The sequence below is a fragment of the Arthrobacter gandavensis genome, assembly GCF_039528575.1.
GTDB classification, from domain to species: domain Bacteria; phylum Actinomycetota; class Actinomycetes; order Actinomycetales; family Micrococcaceae; genus Arthrobacter_B; species Arthrobacter_B citreus_B.
On sequence record NZ_BAAALV010000007.1, the window covers coordinates 464,371 to 477,831 of the forward strand.

The 13,461-nt window shown below is 66.5% G+C and carries 12 protein-coding genes; all 12 read left to right on the top strand.

Translation table 11 applies throughout. The features are described 5' to 3' along the window. Positions 1 to 14: 14 nt before the first annotated feature. On the top strand, positions 15 to 938 hold the full coding sequence (argB, locus tag ABFX29_RS15665) for an acetylglutamate kinase (protein ID WP_152228431.1): 924 nt from the start codon (positions 15 to 17) through the stop codon (positions 936 to 938). Beyond that, entirely contained in the window at positions 935 to 2,194 is a 1,260-nt protein-coding gene (locus tag ABFX29_RS15670) for an acetylornithine transaminase (protein WP_152228430.1), read from the top strand. Before argB ends, ABFX29_RS15670 begins: the two co-directional genes overlap by 4 nt. Continuing rightward, positions 2,191 to 3,156 carry an ornithine carbamoyltransferase gene (argF, locus tag ABFX29_RS15675; RefSeq protein ID WP_152228429.1) on the top strand — a complete coding sequence of 322 codons (966 nt, stop codon included), beginning with the start codon at positions 2,191 to 2,193 and terminating at the stop codon, positions 3,154 to 3,156. The genes ABFX29_RS15670 and argF overlap by 4 nt, the downstream gene beginning before the upstream one ends. Then, complete coding sequence (locus tag ABFX29_RS15680) at positions 3,153 to 3,689, top strand: arginine repressor (protein ID WP_152228428.1); 537 nt, start codon at positions 3,153 to 3,155, stop codon at positions 3,687 to 3,689. Before argF ends, ABFX29_RS15680 begins: the two co-directional genes overlap by 4 nt. 96 nt (positions 3,690 to 3,785) lie before the next feature. After that, the gene (locus ABFX29_RS15685) at positions 3,786 to 4,994 is read left to right on the top strand and encodes an argininosuccinate synthase (RefSeq protein WP_152228427.1); all 1,209 of its coding nucleotides are present in this window, start codon (positions 3,786 to 3,788) and stop codon (positions 4,992 to 4,994) included. 3 nt (positions 4,995 to 4,997) lie between these two features. Further along, the gene (argH, locus tag ABFX29_RS15690) at positions 4,998 to 6,452 is read left to right on the top strand and encodes an argininosuccinate lyase (protein ID WP_152228426.1); all 1,455 of its coding nucleotides are present in this window, start codon (positions 4,998 to 5,000) and stop codon (positions 6,450 to 6,452) included. A gap of 97 nt (positions 6,453 to 6,549) precedes the next feature. Further along, positions 6,550 to 7,071, top strand: a complete 522-nt coding sequence (locus ABFX29_RS15695; RefSeq protein ID WP_152228425.1) for a pyridoxine/pyridoxamine 5'-phosphate oxidase — start codon at positions 6,550 to 6,552, stop codon at positions 7,069 to 7,071. Positions 7,072 to 7,178: 107 nt separating this feature from the next. Next, a complete protein-coding gene (locus ABFX29_RS15700) occupies positions 7,179 to 8,048 on the top strand; it encodes an SRPBCC domain-containing protein (protein WP_152228424.1) in 870 nt (289 codons plus the stop codon). A 38-nt stretch (positions 8,049 to 8,086) separates the two neighbouring features. Further along, positions 8,087 to 8,734, top strand: coding sequence for a DNA-3-methyladenine glycosylase (locus ABFX29_RS15705; protein ID WP_152228423.1), 648 nt, complete (start codon positions 8,087 to 8,089; stop codon positions 8,732 to 8,734). Positions 8,735 to 8,818: 84 nt separating this feature from the next. Then, positions 8,819 to 9,388: an adenine phosphoribosyltransferase gene (locus tag ABFX29_RS15710; protein ID WP_152228422.1), complete on the top strand. Its 570-nt coding sequence runs from the start codon at positions 8,819 to 8,821 to the stop codon at positions 9,386 to 9,388. 110 nt (positions 9,389 to 9,498) lie between these two features. Continuing rightward, the gene (locus ABFX29_RS15715) at positions 9,499 to 11,766 is read left to right on the top strand and encodes a UvrD-helicase domain-containing protein (protein ID WP_152228421.1); all 2,268 of its coding nucleotides are present in this window, start codon (positions 9,499 to 9,501) and stop codon (positions 11,764 to 11,766) included. A gap of 13 nt (positions 11,767 to 11,779) precedes the next feature. Next, positions 11,780 to 13,105, top strand: coding sequence for a tyrosine--tRNA ligase (gene tyrS, locus ABFX29_RS15720; RefSeq protein WP_152228420.1), 1,326 nt, complete (start codon positions 11,780 to 11,782; stop codon positions 13,103 to 13,105). Positions 13,106 to 13,461: the final 356 nt, after the last annotated feature.

The window sequence follows — 13,461 nt, forward strand, 5'->3', positions numbered from 1 at the left end:
GGGAAAAGAACAGCATGAGTACAGCCACCCAGCAGGACCAGGCGGCGGCACAGGACAAGGCCGCCACCCTGATTGAAGCCCTGCCCTGGATCCAGCGCTTCGCCGGCAGCACCATCGTGATCAAGTACGGCGGCAACGCCATGATCAACGACGAACTGCGCCAGGCCTTCGCCGAAGACATCGTCTTCCTCCACCACGTGGGCGTGCACCCCGTAGTGGTGCACGGCGGCGGGCCGCAGATCAGTGCCCTCCTGGACCGGCTCGGCATCGAATCCGAGTTCAAGGGCGGGCTGCGCGTCACCACTCCCGAAGCCATGGACGCCGTCCGCATGGTGCTTACCGGGCAGGTGGGCCGCGAACTGGTCGGCCTGGTCAACTCCCACGGACCCTACGCCGTCGGCCTCTCCGGCGAAGACGGCGGGCTGCTGCAGGCCGTCCGCACCGGAACCGTCATTGACGGAGAAGAAGTGGACCTGGGTCTCGTCGGCGAAGTGGTGGGTGTAAACCCCGGCGCCATCCTGGACCTCATCGAAGCCGGCCGGATCCCGGTGATTTCCACGGTGGCCCCGGAAATCGGTGCCGACGGCAACCCCACCGGGCAGGTACTCAACGTCAACGCGGACACCGCAGCGGCCGCCCTGGCTGTGGCGCTGGGAGCCTGCCGCCTGGTGGTCCTGACCGACGTCGAAGGCCTCTACGCCAACTGGCCGGACAAATCTTCGCTGATTTCCGCCCTCACTGCCGGCGAACTGCGGGAGATGCTCCCGTCGCTTGAATCCGGCATGATCCCCAAGATGGAAGCCTGCCTGGCTGCCGTGGACGGGGGAGTGGACCGCGCCGCCGTCGTCGACGGCCGCATGGCGCACTCGATGCTGCTGGAAGTCTTCACCACTGCCGGCATCGGCACCCAGATCATCCCGGACGGAGCAGAAGCATGAGCACCCCCGCTACCCCCGCAGGCGACACCGCAGTGTCCACCGTCGTGGACCCCGCCGGTTCCGGCAGCGAGTGGCTCGCCCGCTACACCGATTCGCTGATGAGTGTCTTTGGCACCCCGCAGCGCGTGCTGGTCCGCGGCCACGGGTGCACGGTTTGGGACGCGGACGGCAAAGAATACCTGGACCTGCTCGGTGGAATCGCCGTGAACGCCCTGGGTCATGCCCACCCGTTCGTCACTTCCGTGATTGCCAGCCAGCTCAACACCCTGGGACACATTTCCAACTTCTTCACCAGTCCTACGCAGGTGGCGCTGGCCGAGAAGCTGCTGCAGCTCGCCCAGGCCCCGGCAGGATCCAAGGTCTTCTTCGCCAACTCCGGCACCGAAGCCATCGAGGCCGCTTTCAAGCTCGCCCGGCGCAACTCCACGCCGGAACGCACCCGGATCATCGCCATGGACCGTGCCTTCCACGGCCGGACCATGGGCGCCCTGGCGCTGACCGCCAAGCCCGCCTACCGTGAGCCTTTCGAACCGCTTCCCGCCGGCGTCGAGCACATCCCGTACGGCGACGTCGAGGCGCTGCGTGCCGCCGTGGACGAGACCGTCGCGGCTGTGTTCATCGAACCCATCCAGGGTGAAGCCGGTGTGCGGGTGCCGCCGGCCGGTTACCTGGAAGCAGCCCGTGCAATCACTCGCGACGCCGGTGCGCTGCTGGTATTCGACGAGGTCCAGACCGGAATCGGCCGCACCGGACGCTGGTTCGCCTCCGAAGGCGTGCTGCCTGACGCCATGACCGTGGCCAAGGGGCTGGGCAGCGGATTCCCGATCGGCGGCCTCATCACCTTCGGACCAGAGGTTTCGTCCCTGCTGAGCCCCGGCCAGCACGGAACCACCTTCGGCGGCAACCCCGTCGCCACCGCTGCGGCGCTGGCCACGCTCTCCGCACTTGAAACCGGAGACATCCTGGCGAACAGCCAGGCCACGGGGGAGTTCCTGCGCCACAGCCTCCGCAGCATTGAAGGGGTCCGTGAAGTCCGCGGCGAGGGCCTGCTGGTCGGGTTCGACCTGGAACAGGACCTTGCCCCCGCGGTCGTGACAGCAGCGCTGGACGCAGGTTTTATCATCAACGCGACCGGCCCGGCAACGCTCCGCCTGGCGCCGCCGCTCATCCTCACCACGGACCAGGCACAGAGTTTCCTGGATCAGCTTCCCGCCCTTCTGCAGGCCGCCGCGGCCACGACGATTGGACAGCCATGACCCGCCACTTCCTCGTTGACACCGACCTGACCCAGGCCGAACAGGCCGAAGTCCTGGACCTCGCGGATGCCCTGAAGAAGGACCGCTGGAAATACCAGCCCTACGCCGGTGAGGGCTCCGGCCGGCAGACCGTTGCCGTTATCTTCGACAAGACCTCCACCCGGACCAGGGTGTCCTTTGCTGCCGGTATCTCCGACCTGGGCGGCGCGCCGCTGATCATCGGCGCGGGGGAGTCCCAGCTGGGCCACAAGGAATCCATTGCGGACACGGCCAAGGTCATGGAGCGCATGGTCTCCACCATCGTCTGGCGCACCTACGCCCAGTCGGGGCTGGAAGAAATGGCCGCGAACTCTTCCGTTCCGGTCATCAACGCGCTCTCCGACGACTACCACCCCTGCCAGCTCCTGGCGGACCTGATGACCATCCGGGAACACAAGGGCACCCTCGCGGGACTCACCCTGACCTACCTGGGGGACTGCGCCAACAACATGGCCAACTCCTACCTGCTTGCGGGCGTCACCGCAGGGATGCACGTACGCGTCGCGGGGCCGGTGGGCTACCTGCCGGACCCGAAGATTGTGGACGCCGCAGCGGCCCGTGCCGAGGAGACCGGGGGATCGGTAACGATCACCACCGATGCGGCCGAAGCCCTCGCCGGGGCCGACGTCGTCGCCACCGACACCTGGGTTTCGATGGGCCAGGAAGACGAGAAGGCCGCCCGCCAGGAACTGTTCCGGGACTATGCCGTGGACAGCGCCGCCATGGCGCAGGCCGCGGAGAACGCCGTCGTGCTTCATTGCCTGCCCGCGTACCGCGGCTACGAGATTTCCGCCGACGTGATCGACGGCCCGCAGTCCGTGGTCTGGGATGAAGCCGAGAACCGGCTGCACGCCCAGAAAGCCCTGATGGTGTGGCTCATGGCACGGTCCGGCCTCACCGGGATCCCGGAGGAAGCGGCATGAGCATGCCCACCACCAAGACGGCCCGGCAGGCACGCATCCGCGCGCTGCTGACCGGGCTGTCGGTGCGGTCGCAGGCGGAGCTTGCCGCCCTGCTGGCGGACGACGGCGTGCAGGTCAACCAGGCCACGCTTTCCCGCGACCTGGTGGAACTCGGCGCCGTGCGCATGCGCGGCAAGGACGGGGTGCTGGTGTACGCCGTTCCGGCCGAAGGCGGCAAGCGCACCCCGCAGTCGGGAATCACCCAGGAAGTGCTCGACGCGCGGCTGGCCCGGCTGTGCGGGGAACTGCTGGTTACAGCGGAAGCGTCCGGAAACATCGTGGTGCTGCGCACCCCGCCCGGGGCCGCGAACTTCCTGGCCCTGGCCATCGACCACTCCGTCATGCCTTCGATCCTGGGCACGCTGGCAGGAGATGACACAGTCCTGCTGGTGACCCGGGAACCCGACGGCGGAGCGGAGCTGGCCGCGCGCTTCCTCTCCATTGCGGATGAGGCAACCGCCAGCGGCCAGGCACCTGACAATCGCATACTGTAGAAACCGGACCGGCAGGGCCGCCGCACCAGGTTTCCCCCCACTTTTAGAACCAACCCGCAGCCTGCGTGCTGCACCAAACACAAGAGGAGCACATTCGTGAGCGAACGTATTGTTCTGGCCTACTCCGGTGGCCTGGATACGTCTGTAGCCATCGGCTGGATTGCCGAGGCAACCGGCGCCGAGGTCATCGCCGTGGCGGTCGACGTCGGACAGGGTGGCGAATCCCTTGAGACCATCCGCCAGCGTGCCCTCGACTGCGGCGCGGTGGAAGCCTACGTGGCTGACGCCCGCGACGAATTCGCCGCCGAGTACTGCATGCCGGCGCTGCAGGCCAACGCCCTGTACATGGATTCCTACCCGCTGGTCTCCGCGCTTTCCCGCCCGGTTATCGTCAAGCACCTGGTAGCCGCTGCACGCCAGTTCGGTGCGACCACCGTCTCGCACGGCTGCACCGGCAAGGGCAACGACCAGGTCCGCTTCGAGGTCGGCATCCAGACCCTGGGCCCGGACCTGAAGTGCATAGCCCCGGTCCGTGACCTGGCCCTGACCCGCGACAAGGCAATTGCCTTCGCCGAGGAGAAGAACCTGCCGATCGTCACCACCAAGAAGAACCCGTTCTCCATCGACGCCAACGTCTGGGGACGCGCCGTGGAAACCGGCTTCCTGGAAGACATCTGGAACGGCCCCACCCCGGACGTCTACGAATACACCGCAGACCCCGCCTCCGGCATCGCCGCTGACGAAGTCGTCATCACCTTCAAGGAAGGCGTTCCGGTAGCTATCGACGGCAAGCCCGTCACCCCGCTGCAGGCCATCGAGGAGATGAACCGCCGCGCCGGTGCCCAGGGCATTGGCCGCATCGACATCGTCGAAGACCGCCTCGTGGGCATCAAGAGCCGCGAAATCTACGAAGCACCGGGTGCCATGGCCCTGATGGCCGCGCACCGCGAGCTCGAGAACGTCACGGTGGAGCGCGAGCAGGCCCGCTTCAAGAAGACGGTCGGCCAGCGCTGGACCGAACTGGTCTACGACGGCCAGTGGTTCTCCCCGCTGAAGAACTCCCTGGACGCCTTCATCGAAGACACCCAGAAGTACGTCTCCGGCGACATCCGCATGGACCTGCACGCAGGCCGCGCCACCGTTACCGGCCGCCGTTCGGAGTCCTCGCTGTACGACTTCAACCTCGCCACCTATGACACCGGAGACACCTTCGACCAGTCGATGGCCCGCGGGTTCATTGAACTCTTCGGCATGTCCTCCAAGGTGGCCTCCGGCCGCGACCAGCGTTTGGCAGAAGGTAAGTAAGCAATGAGTAACGGCAAGCCGTCAATCGAATCCCAGCCTGGAGCCGGCGGCTCCACGGTCCAGGGTGCACTGTGGGGCGGCCGCTTCGCCGGCGGTCCCGCCGACGCACTGGCAGCCCTGAGCAAGTCCACCCACTTCGACTGGCGGCTTGCCGGCTACGACATCGCCGGCTCCCGGGCACACGCCCGGGTGCTGCACAAGGCAGGCCTGCTCTCCGACGAAGAACTCGCCGGGATGCTCAAGGCCCTGGACGAGCTCGACGCCGATGTGCGGTCCGGCGCCTACCTCCCCGCGGACTCCGACGAGGACGTCCACGGTTCCCTGGAACGCGGCCTGATCGAGCGGGCCGGACCGCAGCTGGGCGGCAAGCTCCGCGCTGGCCGGTCCCGCAACGACCAGATCGCAACGCTGGGCCGGATGTACCTGCGCGACCACGCCAGGATCATCGTCTCAGGCGTGCTGGCCACGGTCGATTCCCTGGTGGAGCAGGCCGAAAAGCACCTCGGTGTCGCCATGCCCGGCCGCACCCACCTGCAGCACGCCCAGCCGGTGCTGCTCAGCCACCACCTGCTGGCCCACGCCTGGGCCCTGCTGCGCGACGTGCAGCGCCTGGCCGACTGGGACAAGCGTGCAGCGGTTTCCCCGTACGGTTCCGGTGCGCTGGCCGGGTCCTCGCTGGGGCTGGACCCCAACGCCGTCGCCGCGGACCTGGGCTTCGACTCCGCGGCCTGGAACTCGATCGACGGCACCGCCTCCCGCGACGTGTACGCGGAGTTCGCCTGGGTTGCCGCCATGATCGGCGTCGACCTGTCCCGGATCAGCGAGGAGATCATCCTCTGGGCCACCAAGGAATTCTCCTTCGTCACGCTCGACGATGCCTTCTCCACGGGCTCCTCGATCATGCCGCAGAAGAAGAACCCGGACGTGGCTGAACTGGCCCGCGGCAAGGCCGGCCGCCTCATTGGCGACCTGACCGGACTGCTGGCCACGCTCAAGGGCCTGCCGCTGGCGTACAACCGGGACCTGCAAGAGGACAAGGAACCCGTCTTCGACGCAACGGACACCCTGGAACTGCTGCTCCCGGCCGTCTCCGGCATGATCGCGACCCTGGTCTTCAACACCGAACGCATGCAGTCCCTGGCTCCGCAGGGCTTTGCGCTGGCAACGGACATCGCCGAATGGCTGGTCCGCCAGGGGGTGCCGTTCCGGGAGGCGCACGAGCTTTCCGGTGCCGCCGTGAAGCTGGCCGAAACCCGCGGCGTCGAACTCTGGGACCTGAGCGATGAGGATTACGCCGGGATTTCAGAGCACCTCACCCCGGAAGTCCGCGCCGTTCTTTCCACCGAGGGATCGCTGGACAGCCGCAGCAGTCAGGGCGGTACTGCCCGCTCGGCCGTTGAATCGCAGCTAACCGAGCTGAAGAAGCAGCTCGACGCCGCCCGCGCCTTCGCTGCCTAAGCCTTCCCCCACCATCGAGATGGCAGAAACTGCCCGTTTGACGTGTCATACGGGCAGTTTCTGCCATCTCGATTTGGGGAGGGGATAGCGTGGAGCCATGCCCAACCCGAACCTGCGCCGCACGCTGCGGGCCCTGCCCGACTTCGCTTCCGGCCTGCCCGGCTTCGACCCGGAGCAGGCACCGGAGGACCCGGCCGAACTGTTCCTGAGCTGGCTCGAGGAAGCGCTGGCAGCCGGTGTGCCGCAGCCGCACGCCTTTTCCCTGGCGACGGCGGATGACGCCGGGAACCTCTCCTCCCGCATGCTCATCCTGAAGGACCTCGACGCCGACGGCTGGCATTTCGCTACCTCGCGGACCTCACGGAAGGGGCGGGAGCTTGAGCAGAACCCCCGCGCTGCCATGAACTTCTACTGGTACGGCCAAGGCCGCCAGATCCGGGTGGCAGGAAGCGTGGTGCAGCTGGACGCCGAAGCCTCCGCCCGGGACTGGAACGAACGGCCCGGCGCGGACGGCTCGCAGAACCCGTCCTGGCAGCTCTACGCACTCTCACCCCGGGAAGTCGAGTTCTGGCAGGCGGATCCGGGAAACCGGCACATCCGGTTCCGCTACCCGAGGTAGCCGCTCTTCGGTGCCGGGCGGAACGCGCCGCGTGCACCCCCTCCCGCCGGAGGCCCGCCCCCGCTAGCCTGAAATGGTCCGCACCCCACGTCCAGGAAGGCCGGGCCATGGCTGAAAGCCCATCACCGTCCAGCAGCAGCGATACCCGGCCCGTCCCCGAGGGCCGGATCGAAAAGGTTACCGACGGGTGGGTGCTGGCGTTCGACAAACAGCTTGATTACCCCACCGCCCACATCTGGGACGTCCTGACCAATCCGCAGAAGGTGGAACAGTGGCTGGGACCCGTCCATCCGGACTGGGAGCTGGGCAAGGAGTACACCCTGGAGAAGGGCGGCAGCGGTGTCTCCGGCACAGTGCTGCAGCTCAACCCCCGCTCCAGCCTGCAGATCTCCTGGGACGATGAGCTCGGTGAAGAGTCAGTGCTGGATTGGCAGGTCCTGGAATCAGACGGCGGTTCGCTGCTGACTTTCCGCGCACATTCGGACACCGCGGATTTCCTGGCCGAGGGCAGCGCCGGCTGGCAGGGGATCATGGGCGCCTTCGCCGCCGTTGCCGCCGGGAACGCGCCGCCGGAGGAGGAACCGGGTTCCTGGGAGGCGCTGCGCGATGCCTACTCCCGGGAGTTCGACGTCAGTCCCACCATGGGAAAGGTGGTGGAGAACCCCGACGGCAGGAGCCTGGAGTTCGAACGCTGGTACCGGGCTCCGGCGGAGGACGTACGCGCCGCCGTCGAAGCGTCAAGCGGGAACCTGGGTATTGGAGAGGAAGCCGTGACGGAAGTGCGCGACGACGGCGGGCCGGCGAAGCTGCACGTGCGCCAGAGGGTGGAGGGCGGCTCGGTCGAAGACACTGCCGCGCTGATGGCTGCATGGCATCTGGCCCTTGATTCGGCCGCGATCCGGCTGCAGGGCAGCACCCCGCACCCCAACTCCCACCGGCTGCGTGCACTCGAAGCCCTCTACCGCGCAACCCTCTGAGTTTCTCGCGCGGACGGCCCGCCCTTTACGGTAAGGAAATGGACGTTTCCGATCCCCGCAGCCTCCTGGCCGTCCCCGCAACCGAAGCAGCACCCTGGCTGCTGGGAGCAGTGTTGCACCGCGATTCACCGGATGGTCCCGTGGCCGTACGGATCACCGAGGTTGAGGCCTACCTGGGTGAAGCAGACCCCGGTTCGCATGCTTTCCGCGGCCAGTCCGCGCGCAACTCCACCATGTTCGGTCCGGCGGGACACCTCTACGTCTACTTCACCTACGGGATGCACTACTGCGCCAACGTAGTCTGCGGTGTGGAAGGCCAGGCTACCGGCCTCCTGCTGCGGGCAGGGGAAATAGTGGAGGGGCACTCACTTGCCCGCCTTCGCCGGAGAGAACCCAAGACCGATCTGGACCTTGCCCGCGGTCCGGCGCGGCTGGCCCAGGCGCTGGGGATCGACCGGAACCTGAACGGGGCGGACGTCTTCGCCGGGCCGCTGCGGCTCGAGCTGCCGCAGGCAGCGGCGGATCCTGCCCTGACCTCCCGCGGTCCCCGGGTTGGGGTCAGCGGAGCGGGCGGCTCCGAGGCCTACCCCTGGCGTTTCTGGCTCACCGGCGAGCCCAGTGTCTCCAAGTACCGCCCTGCGGTGCAGCGTCGCCGACCGGCCGGCGCCACCGCCGCAACGGACTAAACCACAGGACCCTGTGACCAGCAGCGCATCCCCGTAAGGGCACCGGGCGGGCGAGTCCGGGCCCCGGCCCGGTAAGGTGGATGGGTGAAAGACGAAGCTTCAGCCCCCCTTGCCGGTTCAGCTGCCCCGGCAGAATCCATCCTTGAGACCATTGACCGCCTCTGCGCAGTGGTGCCGAATTACCCGACGCCGGGGGTGACGTTCCGCGACCTGACCCCGGTCTTCGCCGACGGACCTGCCCTGCGCGGAATGGTCGATGCGCTGCTGGCTGAGTTCGAGGGAACCTTCGACTTCGTTGCCGGCGTTGAAGCACGCGGTTTCCTGCTGGCTGCGGCTGCAGCCTACGCCTCCGGACATGGTGTCATCACCGTCCGCAAGCCCGGCAAGCTGCCGCGCCCCACGTACAACGAGACGTACTCGATGGAATACGCCACCAACAGCCTCGAAGTCCACATTGGTGATATTCCGGCCGGCTCACGGGTCCTGGTCCTGGACGATGTCCTGGCGACCGGCGGCACCCTGGGCGCCACCGCCCGGCTGATCGAACGTGCTGGTTCACGCGTCGCCGGGATCGGCGTCGTACTTGAACTCGACGGCCTTGGAGGGCGCGAAAACCTGGCCGGTTACCACGTCCATTCCCTGCGCACGTACTAGCCTTTTGGCCCCCGGCAGTCCGCCGCAGGGCCGCACTCTGGACAGGGCATACAAAATGTGCCGAAGCGGGGTAAACTTGACGGTCTGCCTTTGCGAGAGGGAACGCGAACATGCCTGAAGAGTCTTCGGCCCATATGGAGCTGGAAAACGAGCGCCAGTATGTGGCTGGCTTGTACCACCGGCTCGATGAGCTGCGCGAGGAAAAACGTGAGCAGCTGGCCCAGGTGCGCCGCAGCCACTCCGCGGGGTCACACCAGAACCGGTCGGAACGCGATGCGTTCGCCACCATGTATGAAGACCGGCTGGCGCAGCTCATGGCCGTCGACGACCGCCTGGTCTTCGGCCGTCTTGACCTCGACGACGGCGAGACCCGCTACATCGGGCGCATCGGTCTCTCCACCTCGGACCTGCAGCGACTCATGGTGGACTGGCGGGCACCCGAAGCGGGCACCTTCTACCAGGCCACCGCTTTCGAGCGCCAGGGTGTGCGGCGCCGACGCCACCTGATGCTCAAGGGGCGCGAGGTCCAGGGCCTGGAAGACGACGTGCTGGACTATTCAATGCTCGAAGAGGGGCAGGATCTGCAGGGTGAGGGTGCACTGCTTGCTGCCCTGAATTCCAAGCGGACCGGACAGATGTCGGACATCGTCGGCACCATCCAGGCCGAACAGGACCGGATTATCCGTGCCCCGCTGCCCGGAACCCTCGTGGTCCAGGGCGGACCGGGCACCGGCAAGACCGCCGTTGCCCTGCACCGCGCCGCCTATCTGCTCTACACCCACCGCGAACGGCTGAAGTCCGCCGGCGTGCTGCTGGTTGGTCCTTCCAACGCCTTCATCCGGTACATCGAACGTGTGCTGCCTTCCCTGGGCGAGACCGGCGTCGTTATGTCCAGTCTTGGCCAGCTGATGCCCGGCATCACTGCCTCCGGAGAAGAGACTCCCGCGGCGGCGGAGATCAAGGGCCGGCTCTCAATGGCCGACGTCGTTGCCCGTGCCGTCGCGAACCGCCAGCGGAACTTCACCGAGCCGCGGCGCTTGAACATCGAAGGTACCTGGGTCACCCTGACACCCAAGCAGGTAGCCCGCGCCCGGGACCGTGCCCGTGCCACCGGCAAGCCGCACAACGAGGCCCGCGTAACGTTCGTGAAGATCCTGCTGCGGGAGCTCACCGACCAGATGACGGAGATCCTGGAGGAATCGGCCGGTGCCGGCAACAGCACCGACCGCGCCTATCTCGCCGAGGATGTGCGCAGCTCCCGCGATGTCCGGGTGGCCCTGAACCTGTGCTGGATGCCGCTGACGCCGGAAAAGCTCATCAGCGAACTCTTCAGCAAGCCCGGGCACCTTGAAGCCGCGGCCCCGGAACTTACGGAGGCTGAGCGCGCAGCACTGCGGCGCAGCCCGGACGCACCATGGACTGAAGCCGATGTTCCGCTGCTGGACGAAGCCGCCGAACTGCTCGGAGAACTCGACGCCTCCGCAGGCCGGGACAGTGCAGCCCTGGAAGAGGCCCGGAAACGGGACCTTGCCAACGCCGAGCGTGCCATTGAGAACACCGAAGGATTCCTGGAAGACTCCGGAGCCCACGGCATCCTCTCCGCCGAAGACCTGGCCAACCACAACATGGCCACTGAGCAGCGGCTGACCGCAGCGGACCGTGCCGCAGTGGACCGCACCTGGGCCTTTGGCCACGTAGTGGTGGACGAGGCCCAGGAACTCTCAGCCATGCAATGGCGGCTGCTCATGCGCCGCTGCCCGCTGAAATCCTTCACCGTGGTGGGCGACATTGCACAGACGTCCTCCGCCGCCGGCGCCACGTCCTGGCAGCAGGCGCTGGAGCCCTTTGTGGGGGAGCGGTGGACCCTGGAAGAACTCACCGTCAACTACCGCACCCCTGCGCAGATCGCCGAAGCAGCCGTCCGCATGGCCAATGCGGCCGGACTGGTGGTTTCCGCGCCCAAGGCCGTCCGCGACGGGCAGTGGGCGCCGTTCCTGGACAACGTGCCCGAGGGCGGCCTGCTGCCCCGGCTGCTTGAGACGCTTCCGGAAGACCTTGCCGCGATCGAGGGAGGCCTGCTGGCCGTCATCACCGAGGACCACAGGCTGGAACGCGTCCGCAAGGAGGTAACCGCCCTGTACGGGAACCGTGTTGGCACCGGTGCCGGCGGCCTGAGCCAGGACATCGTGGTGATTTCCCCGCGCGAGGCCAAGGGCCTGGAGTTCGACGGCGTCATCATCCTCGAACCGTCCGAGCTGCTCACGGCGGCCGCCGGGAAGGTGGGGGATCTGTATGTCGCCATGACCCGTCCCACGCAGCGACTGCGTCTTATTGCGGAGCACGGTATCCCTGCGGGCATCGACGGCAGCGAATCCTGATAATTTAGAAGGCGTGCCACAGAATACCCAGACCCCCGAGGGCCTTGCTGCCCAGCAGAACGATCCGAGCTTTGCCAATATCTGGCAGGAACTGAAATGGCGTGGGCTGATCAAGCTCTCCACCGATGAGGCGGAACTTGAAAAGCTGCTCGCCGGGGAACCGGTCACGTATTACTGCGGGTTCGATCCCACAGCGCCCAGCCTCCACCTGGGCAACCTCGTGCAGCTGCTGACCATGCGCCGCCTCCAGCTGGCTGGCCACCGGCCCCTGGCGCTGGTGGGCGGATCCACCGGTCTGGTCGGCGATCCCCGCCCGACGGCGGAACGCACCATGAACACCAAGGAGACGGTGAACGAGTGGGTTGGCTACCTGCAGGGACAGGTGCAGCGTTTCCTCAGCTTTGAGGGTGAGAACTCCGCCCGCATGGTGAACAACCTGGACTGGACGGCGCCGATGAGCGCCATCGACTTCCTCCGCGACATTGGCAAGCACTTCCGGGTGGGCACCATGGTCAAGAAGGAAATTGTTGCCTCCCGCCTGAACTCCGACGAAGGCATCAGCTACGCCGAGTTCAGCTACCAGGTGCTGCAGGGCATGGATTACCTTCAGCTCTTCCGCGACTACAACTGCGTGCTGGAGACCGGCGGCTCGGACCAGTGGGGAAACCTGACGTCCGGCACCGAGCTGGTGCGCAAGGTCGAGGGAGCCACCGTGCACGCACTGGGCACCCCGCTCATCACCAATTCCGACGGGACCAAGTTCGGCAAGAGCGAAGGCAACGCCGTATGGCTGGACGGTTCCATGACCAGCCCGTATGCAATGTTCCAGTTCTGGCTGAACACTGCGGACGCTGACGTCATCGACAGGCTGAAGGTCTTTACCTTCCGGACCAAGGCGGAAATCGAAGAACTTGAGCGCTCGGTAAAGGAAGCCCCGCACAAGCGCGAGGCCCAGCGTGCACTGGCGTACGACGTGACTTCACTGGTGCACGGCATCGAAGCGACGGAGAAGGTCATCGCCGCCTCGGCTGCACTATTCGGTCAGGGGTCGCTCGAAGAACTGGATGAAGCGACGCTGACTGCGGCCACTGCCGAACTGCCTCGGGCGGAGGTGACGCCGGATGGCCTTGGCATCATCGACCTGCTGGTGGCTGCCGGACTGTCCAAGACCAACTCGGAAGCACGGCGGACCATTACCGAGGGCGGTGCCTACGTGAACAACCGCAAGGTCACCGAGATCGATGAGGTTGTTGCTGAGTCGGAGCTGCTGCACGGAAAGTACCTGCTGCTGCGCCGCGGCAAGCGGAACCTGGCCACCGCCGTCGTTACGGCGAAGTAGTCTGCTGACGTCTTGAGGCCGGCTCCCTGTTGGGTGCCGGCCTCTTGCATGTCCAGGGTTTCCAAAGGCCGCTTTGCGGGGTGGAAGACATCACACGGCAACCGGCTTGCACGGGTGCCCGTGGGTGTGTAAAGTAATTGGAGTCGCCGCGGTTGGGGCGCCGGAAGCTAGGCTTCCGGAGATTCCCCGGGACGGTGGCCAAATCCACACAAAACAAAAGCTGGTTCACGGCTCTGCTGTGAAAGAGCTTCGTTTTCGTGTGGAATCATCCGATTGTTTCAAGCGAATTTCGGGAATTCACCGAATTGCTAAAACGGTTCGGATGGAATATGCTGGTAAAACACACAGCGGTGCGA

What these genes read in the sequence shown, in the direction of transcription:
- ABFX29_RS15695 (WP_152228425.1), top strand. Translation starts at nt 6,550, where the DNA reads ATGCCCAACCCGAACCTGCGCCGCACGCTGCGGGCCCTGCCCGACTTC.
- ABFX29_RS15680 (WP_152228428.1), top strand. Translation starts at nt 3,153, where the DNA reads ATGAGCATGCCCACCACCAAGACGGCCCGGCAGGCACGCATCCGCGCG.
- ABFX29_RS15670 (WP_152228430.1), top strand. Translation starts at nt 935, where the DNA reads ATGAGCACCCCCGCTACCCCCGCAGGCGACACCGCAGTGTCCACCGTC.
- argF (WP_152228429.1), top strand. Translation starts at nt 2,191, where the DNA reads ATGACCCGCCACTTCCTCGTTGACACCGACCTGACCCAGGCCGAACAG.
- ABFX29_RS15705 (WP_152228423.1), top strand. Translation starts at nt 8,087, where the DNA reads ATGGACGTTTCCGATCCCCGCAGCCTCCTGGCCGTCCCCGCAACCGAA.
- argH (WP_152228426.1), top strand. Translation starts at nt 4,998, where the DNA reads ATGAGTAACGGCAAGCCGTCAATCGAATCCCAGCCTGGAGCCGGCGGC.
- ABFX29_RS15715 (WP_152228421.1), top strand. Translation starts at nt 9,499, where the DNA reads ATGCCTGAAGAGTCTTCGGCCCATATGGAGCTGGAAAACGAGCGCCAG.
- argB (WP_152228431.1), top strand. Translation starts at nt 15, where the DNA reads ATGAGTACAGCCACCCAGCAGGACCAGGCGGCGGCACAGGACAAGGCC.
- ABFX29_RS15700 (WP_152228424.1), top strand. Translation starts at nt 7,179, where the DNA reads ATGGCTGAAAGCCCATCACCGTCCAGCAGCAGCGATACCCGGCCCGTC.